The 7113-nt window shown below is 49.6% G+C and carries 6 protein-coding genes; 1 reads left to right on the plus strand and 5 read right to left on the minus strand.

Annotated elements, in window-relative coordinates:
- Positions 1 to 251 precede the first annotated feature (251 nt).
- From RM811_RS17450 to RM811_RS17460, 3 genes are all read right to left on the minus strand, one after another.
- A complete protein-coding gene (locus RM811_RS17450; RefSeq protein WP_402526883.1) occupies positions 252 to 890 on the minus strand; it encodes a hypothetical protein in 639 nt (212 codons plus the stop codon).
- Positions 891 to 1073: 183 nt separating this feature from the next.
- Entirely contained in the window at positions 1074 to 1340 is a 267-nt protein-coding gene (locus tag RM811_RS17455; RefSeq protein ID WP_402526885.1) for a hypothetical protein, read from the minus strand.
- A 98-nt stretch (positions 1341 to 1438) separates the two neighbouring features.
- Positions 1439 to 1867, minus strand: coding sequence for a TIR domain-containing protein (locus tag RM811_RS17460; RefSeq protein ID WP_402526887.1), 429 nt, complete (start codon positions 1865 to 1867; stop codon positions 1439 to 1441).
- Between the two features lie 76 nt (positions 1868 to 1943).
- Between RM811_RS17460 and RM811_RS17465 the strand changes: the two genes are divergently transcribed.
- The gene (locus RM811_RS17465; RefSeq protein WP_402526892.1) at positions 1944 to 2786 is read left to right on the plus strand and encodes a Y-family DNA polymerase; all 843 of its coding nucleotides are present in this window, start codon (positions 1944 to 1946) and stop codon (positions 2784 to 2786) included.
- 150 nt (positions 2787 to 2936) lie between these two features.
- On the opposite strand, the gene brxL is transcribed toward RM811_RS17465, so the two are convergent.
- Both brxL and pglZ read right to left on the minus strand, forming a co-directional pair.
- Entirely contained in the window at positions 2937 to 5009 is a 2073-nt protein-coding gene (gene brxL, locus RM811_RS17470) for a protease Lon-related BREX system protein BrxL (RefSeq protein WP_402526889.1), read from the minus strand.
- A 25-nt stretch (positions 5010 to 5034) separates the two neighbouring features.
- The coding region (pglZ, locus tag RM811_RS17475; protein WP_402526890.1) for a BREX-1 system phosphatase PglZ type A at positions 5035 to 7113 on the minus strand (2079 nt) is incomplete at its 5' end.

Below are 7113 nucleotides of genomic sequence, written 5' to 3' on the forward strand. Positions count from 1 at the left end.
TCGCTTAAGAAAACTACTTACCGAAGTTTTATCCTATAAACGATGTATATTTATTACAACCAGCTTTTGCGGAGTTTTGTACAATTTCTGATGCGACTGTAGAACTTTACAGAAATTTGACATAAGTTCATCCTGTCATCTGGGCTCTTATGATCTGGGAACATAATCTGAAAGTGAAATAGAAGAAAGATAGCGCTACGCAGCGAAAGAAGCGTTCATGTAGGGGGAGGAGCGCCTTAACTTTTGTTTTTCTATGCACTTGGTCCAGAGTCAGGAACCAACGAAAAAGTACTTTTCAGTTTGGAAGAAAATTCACGGGACTGAACCTGAAGCTCATTCAGCTCTGACCGGAATACTTGTCGGTCATAGTTTTCTGACTTGATGAGAAGATGCCATTTGCTGGTAAACGGCCTGACAACTGTATTGAGGTAATGATCAGATAGGATTTTATATTTTAGACACGACAGCTTGTAGTGCCGACATAGTTGGCGTTGGGTGTCAAAGAGAGTGTAGATGCTCGATAAGGCGGCCTGATCGCAACCATGATGATCCTCTATGGGCTGGGTAGCCACTCTGCTGCAAAGTTCAGTATCAAACTCAAAGGCCGCCTCTTGATCCTGTGGGGTTATACCATCCAGACTGATGGCAAATTTATGTTGTATATATAAAAGTATCGAGATCAGTTTATCAGGACTTTGTAGTTTCACTAGCTTTGATGGTTTATATCGCTCAAGGAAGTCTTTTTCTTTTTTATCGTTATTAATATATTTCCCTATGGTGTCTGCGTAATACGACCTTAGAATATCATTCCCTGACAAATCAAGTGGAAGAATAATTGCTTTTATATCGTCGTATAGTTTTTCATTTAAGCTTTTTTTAGTCTCTTTCATGGTTTTTTTATATCAGTCAAAAAAGAAGGAGTATAGACAGGGCATTGTTTTATCCCAATGAATAACGAAATATCCCCAGTCATTTCCCCATTCTGCCGCTTCCTACCATTTATAATGATCTAAGCGTATTCAATGGTGTATGCGCACTCTATGACATTGAGGTGAAAGTGATGAGCAAGAAAGTCAACCCTGCCGATAATCAATCCAATCAAAAAAATGCAAATAAAGGTACCAGTGGCACCAATCGACAACATGACCAGGCACAGGGTAATAGAGGGAAGCAGTTAAACCCGAATCAAAAAAACCAGTAGCGTTAACTTGTTTGATTATTTCCAATGCAACCATGTTGATTTCCGATTTCAACCGAGAACCAAGCACTACTGGAGCCTCCAACGTGGCAAAACAAACGCCTCCTCCTCCCCCCAAACCGGTTCCAAACTTGCCAAGCACGAAACCGGGGCATCCATCTGGCCATGGTCGAGGGAATCACCCTCCCAAACCTAAAAAGCCTTAATCTGTTGGCAGGAGGTGCTTCGGCACCCCTGCATTCAGCGGAATAGCCAGTATTTTATAACCTCAGGCTGCCAGTCAATGATCTCAATGTCCGAAATATATTTTGGCATACCAGAATTCTGATCATTCGGACAGCGTACCAATAAAATCCTGTCATCATCTGTGTGTAACTTGCGAAACATCTTGATTTCCCATTCGACCCATTTTCGACTATGAGTATCTGGTCCAACAATCACCAACAATTTGTCCGAGTTCACTAAAAGACTGTGAATTTCATTTCTTACTGGAGCAGCGCTCTCATGATGAGGTGATTTTTTTATAATGCTGCCATTGGGCGCTCTAACCGGCTCAGGCAATGAACTGTCAATAAACGCTGTATCATTATTCGGATTGTTAGCCATTGACCGAATGTCTCTGACATATTGAATATTGTTAGTGGCATAACTAATGAATACTTTTTGCAACGTGAAATTCTCCAAAGTGATGAAGACTGGCAGAGGCAGTCTAGATTGTTAGAATCATTTCGGTTTAAAAAAAGTAATCCAGCTTAATAGGACAGAAAGGCTTTCAGTCCTTACGTCCTCCCGCTTTATGTCGGTACTGGAACACTTCAGCCCCAGCCTTGAAGTCTATTCCATTGATGAAGCATTTGTAGACATGTCCGGTTTTCCAGTACAGCAGTTGGAGCGAATTGGAACAGAGATGAAAGAACGGGTCCACAGTTGGACAGGCTTGCCTATCGGGGTGGGAATATCGACGACCAAGACGCTCACTAAACTGGCCAACTACGCTGCCAAGCGATATCCCCCCACGGGTGGTGTTGTGGATTTAACCAGCCCATCACGACAACAACGGCTTATGGAAATTACGCCGGTGGGTGAAGTATGGGGAGTTGGTCGTCGTATTGGCGCAAGACTGGAAGCAGCGGGGATTCACACGGACGCACAGCTGGCAGCCGCAAATCGGGGATGGATAAAGAAACAGTTTTCAGTGGTATTGGAGAGGACAGTCTGTGAACTGCAGGGGGAAAGTTGCATACCCTGGAAAGAGGAAAGTAAAGGCAACAAGCATCAGATTATGTGCTCACGAAGCTTTGGTAAACGGGTGATCACGAAAGAAGAATTGCATTCTGCACTGGCCAGTTTTATCAGCAGGGCTTGTGAAAAACTCCGGGCACAGAACCGGTTTGCCCGTGAAGCAATTATCTTTATTCGCACGGATGCCTTCCAACAGAACCAGCCTCAGACCAGCCGCTCCCTGAAATTAATGGTTCCGTCGCCAACCAGTGATACCAGACCATGGCTTCAGCAGTTGGGCGCCGCGCTGGAGGTGATTTATCAACAGGGGTACGAATATAAAAAGGCGGGCTTTCATACCCGTTAAAAATAAACTGATGATACACCTGATCCATACGCAGCTTATTTTCCATCGGGATTGAACTCCACCAACCCAATTGATTCTTCAGGTCAAAAACAAAAACAGCCCCACGAAGGAGCTGCTAAAAATCGACAAAAGATAGACGGCTAAAAAACCTCAACCCACCCCGAACACCTTAAACACCGCATCCACCGGATCCGCATAAAAACTGATCTGGAACTTGGAAAACAACTCAGCAGGCACCGAAGCAATATCCGCCGCAGACGACATCGGCAGCAAAACTCGTTTGCCACCACTGTCCAATGCCATCTGCAAACTAGCAGCCAGATCCTGCACCGGGTTCACCACACCACCCAGGGTCATATCGCCCAACACCACCATCTGTTCCTGACAGGGTCTGCCCATCAGGATCGAGCAGAAAGCCACCAGTGCCGCCAGGCTGGTTCTGGTGCTGGGGCCGGTATTGTGCAGCTCGATCACATGAAGATTGTATTCATGTTCCGAGAGTTTGGCGCTGCCGCTGATCCGCTTCAGGTTGCCTTTCAGAAAATCAAAACCAACCCGAATGGCTTCCTTGGCCGCCCTATTGGAGCCCAGCCCCGATACGGTAAATTTGCCAGTACCAGCAGTCATCTGAGTTTCGTAGCGATACAAGCCGAGCTGCCCGGAGCTGCCCTGGGTAACCTGATAAACCACACCCGGTGAAGGCATCCCTTCCGGTATCAGCGAACTGCCGCCTTGCTCGGGCACATTGACGAAGTACTCTTCCAGGGACTCGTTATCGAGATAGCTGAAATGGACATCAAAGAACTCCATCCCTCCGAGCTTTTTCAACTGCTCTTTAATCCGGCGACGGGTTTCCAGAGCGTACTGCAGGCAGGTACGAACATCCTCTTTGGTAAACCTGCCATCAGGGTGCAGCAGCTTCAGTAAACCGGAGACTGTCCGGCGAACCGCAATCACATCCCGCTGGTTCAGGTTATTGCCCAGTTTGAAAAAACGGTCAATGGCATCGGCAAAACTGCGCTTGCGCATCTCCCGCATATATTCCGCCAGATAGTCAGTAATCAGGCCATAGCTGTTGGTGAAAAACTCCGGTCGCATTTTCGGAATTTCCCAGCCGGGAATATAAGCATGGAAGCGGTCAAAAAAAGCGGTATCGATCATGGCATCGGGGAACGGTGCCAACAGATGACTGGTCTTCACCAGAGTCTCCACCGACTGGTTGATATTCCCAATAAACACCATGGAGGCCCTGGCCTCAACGGAGTCACGGCCACGGGCAAACGAGCCGGAGGCCATATAATCCTTCATGATCTGGATGCCATCCCGATCTTTAAAACTGATGCCCGCCACTTCATCAAAGGCCACCACATCCCACATGCCCACCAGCCCCACCTGGCGGGAACTCATGTTGTAGAACAAGTTAGCCACCGTCGTATGGCCACCGGATACCAGCAGCGAGTTGGGTGAACACTCCTTGTACACATGGCTTTTGCCGGTTCCCCGGGGGCCCAGCTCGCAGACGTTGTAATTATTCTCCACAAAGGGAATCATGCGGGTAATCAAATGCCACTTCACCCGCTCTTCGAGATTGGTCGGTTCCATCCCTATGGAACGCAGCAGCACATCCAGCCATTGTTCCGTGGTGAATCCGGCCCGGGCATTAAACACCTCATCCATATTCATGGAGGGCATCTGGATCGGCTTCAGATTATGAACGGAGAACGGCGATGTCTTCTGCCCTTCCTCATAAAAATACTGCACGGTGATAATGCACCAGATCCCACCGGTCAGCAGTTTCTCATGCTCCTTCACCAGAGAAGAGGGCATCAGGGCATCTTTAATGCCCAGGTTGGACAGTGCCGCCTCGTAAACATCCTTGCGCTGGTTCAGTTTGACACTGACCTTATCAATAATCTTGAAGGTGCCCCGTTCCCGAATCAGGGACTTTATCTTCTCCGCTTCATCAGGCCGCACATAGTTTTCTGCCAGAATCCGTTTCACATTGGCCATGCCACTGCTGACCACCTCTTCATCATCAGAGGCGCAATACATACCCAGCAAATATTCCAGCACATACACCGGAACATTAGCGCCTTCTTTCAACTGCTTGGTAAGATCCTTGCGAACCACCCGTCCCTTAAAGTGACGATTCAGCAGGCTGTCCAGATCTTCCTCCAGTCCTGCATCCTGCGGCGGCTCGTTTATGGAATCATCGTCTGTCATAGGCCCATTCATGTAAAAAAGTCATCTAGAAAAAATCATCCTGGAAAGCCAGGTCAATGGTGACACTATACTTGCCATACGCCGTATGGGTCTCAACATTTTCCAGCAGCAAGAAGTACTGATCCGTGCGACTAAAGGACGAGCCAATCAACTTCAACCGAACCTCCCGAACTCTGTCGTCCATGGTTGGGCTGGTGCTGTCAAAGGTCATGGTTTCACGGCTGGATACCCCGTTGCCCGCTTCGTCCACAATCACAATATCCAGCTGTCGGGGAATAAACTGCCCGCCGACAGGCTCCGTCTGAATCAACTTGATCTTGTCGATATTATTGACCATACGAATGGGCTGACTGGCCACCAGCACCCCAACGGGCTTCTTCTCATGGCTCGCGGCCTGGGCTTTCTGCAACTCCCGCACGGTCAGCACCGGCAGACAGATCTCCTGCAACATAGCACCACCGTGGACAAAACGTGCCCCACCAACAAAATGAAAACGCTGATTCCCTCTTGGCAACAGAAACTCACTGCCCCGGGTCGATGCCGGATCACCATGAGCCGTTACCGACAAACGACCATGCCAGCAGTTGTCATCCACCGGCAGCTGATCACCGACAATATACCGCTTCTTCGCCTCGATGGTTCCGGCAGGCTTGCTGTTCAGCACAGTACGGTCATTGGCGGTAAGCGCCTTCTGCTGAAACAGAAAACCATGGTCAGCGGTAATCAACACCTGGCTGCCGTTCAACCGGTTGATGACCCGACCCACCAGGTCTTTCAGCTCATTCACCGCCAGACGACAGGCTTCAAAGGTTTTCTCCTCGGTGGCCGCCTTATCGCCCATGGCATCAATGGCATCGTGATAAATGTACACCACCCGGGCTTCACGGACTCGCTCACGGCCTTCCTGATTGCTCCAGCCCATCAGCTCCTTGGCCGTTACCGCCATGCCATTCACCGATTGCAGAATACTGTTACGGTTCTCCAGCCCCTGGGTAGAGCGACCATCGGCCAGAACGGCTGATCCCCCCTCTCCAGGCTGAAAACTGAGCTGCTGATGGGGCAATAACGCCGCCATGCCCAGCTGGGTATAACTGGGCAGCACCCCCAGTTGCGTGGCCAGTTCTGCCTTAAAACGCTTTTCCTGATTGATCGTATCACCCAGCTCCCGGGCGATTTCATAACGCAGGGCATCGGAGATAATGACAAACACCCGTTTGGCTTTTTTACCCGCTAATCGCGCTTTCACCTCCCGGTCATAAAACCCATACTGCCGGGAGATACCCGACAACTGCCACTTATCCAGCAACGACTCCGCCGCCAGATGCCGATCCCACGCCAGCCCCAGCTCCGGCAGATACCACTGGGTATAAATATTCTCCACCGTCTCATCCAGCTCACGAAGAATATCCGCCCCCTTGCTCATCACCGACAGTACATGTTCATTAAAGAGCCGGTAAGCCTGATCAAACTGATACAGCTCTTCCATATAGGCGTTATAAAGTGCCTTCGCACTGTCGTAATGAAATCCATCCACATAACGGTGACGCAAATGGAGCAACTGTTCTGCGGCCCGCAACGCCTGATAAATCGCCTGGTATTCCCGGCCATTACGTGCCGCGGTCTGCGCCCAGTAACTCTGCATCCGTCGGGACAGCAGCGACTCAAACAGGCTGCGTTCCGGTGGTTTGCCACTGTCCAGCAGATCCCGCACCAGCCCGCGGATAATCGCCTGCTCCACCGCTTCGAAGGTTTCACACTCCACCAGTTGTGCCGGTTGACACTGACGACAGTGGCCAGAAATCTCCAGCTTGCCTGACAGTACTTCCGCAATGGCTTCATAGGCCGCAGCATAGGTTCGGCTATCTCGCCAGCTGCTCATCAAGGCCAGGGCGGTGGATCGGCCGGAAGCGGTTTTCAGCACATTATTCTGCAACCAGTCCCGGTCGCCCACATCAATCTGACGCCAGAATTCCGTACAAAACAGCTTCAGTACAAAATCTTCAAAGGACGGTTTTTCTGTGGGATAACCATAGGCTTCCGACAGCAGCGCCCAGAAGTTGGGCTCCAGACCAAACTTGCTGATCTGCTGAAACAGCGGTCTTTC

It is taken from the genome of Endozoicomonas sp., assembly GCF_031844845.1.
Taxonomy (GTDB): domain Bacteria; phylum Pseudomonadota; class Gammaproteobacteria; order Pseudomonadales; family Endozoicomonadaceae; genus Endozoicomonas.

Coding starts and splice junctions, on each gene's coding strand:
- RM811_RS17450 (WP_402526883.1), bottom strand. CDS start 890: ATGAAAGAGACTAAAAAAAGCTTAAATGAAAAACTATACGACGATATA.
- brxL (WP_402526889.1), bottom strand. CDS start 5,009: ATGACAGACGATGATTCCATAAACGAGCCGCCGCAGGATGCAGGACTG.